This is a genomic window from Mesorhizobium sp. M2E.F.Ca.ET.209.01.1.1 (assembly GCF_004010375.2).
GTDB lineage: Bacteria > Pseudomonadota > Alphaproteobacteria > Rhizobiales > Rhizobiaceae > Mesorhizobium.
The window spans coordinates 1-296 of sequence record NZ_SADP02001088.1; the positions used below are offsets into that span (position 1 = coordinate 1).

Genomic DNA, 296 nt, shown 5'->3' on the forward strand with positions numbered 1-296 from the left:
ATGCCTTTGACCCGCAAAACATGCGGCGCGACGAAGCGGCCGCTCTTCGGCGCTTCCAGCTTGGCGACGAGGCGGCCTTCCAGCCCCTTCTTGATGCAATAGTCGCGGATCGAGCCTTGCGCCTCCTCGTCGATGACTGGACCGACATCGGTCGAGATCAGCCAGGGATCGCCGATATTGAGCGCCTCCATGGCGCCTTTCAGCATCTCCAGCATCTTCTTCTCGACGTCCTTCTGCACATAGAGCACGCGCAGCGCCGAGCAGCGCTGGCCCGCACTCTGGAAGGCCGACGCCAG

At 63.2% G+C, this 296-nt stretch carries 1 protein-coding gene; it reads right to left on the reverse strand.

Annotated elements, in window-relative coordinates:
- A partial coding sequence (locus EN852_RS39230; RefSeq protein WP_135879936.1) for an aldehyde dehydrogenase family protein occupies positions 1-296 on the reverse strand: 296 nt, incomplete at both ends.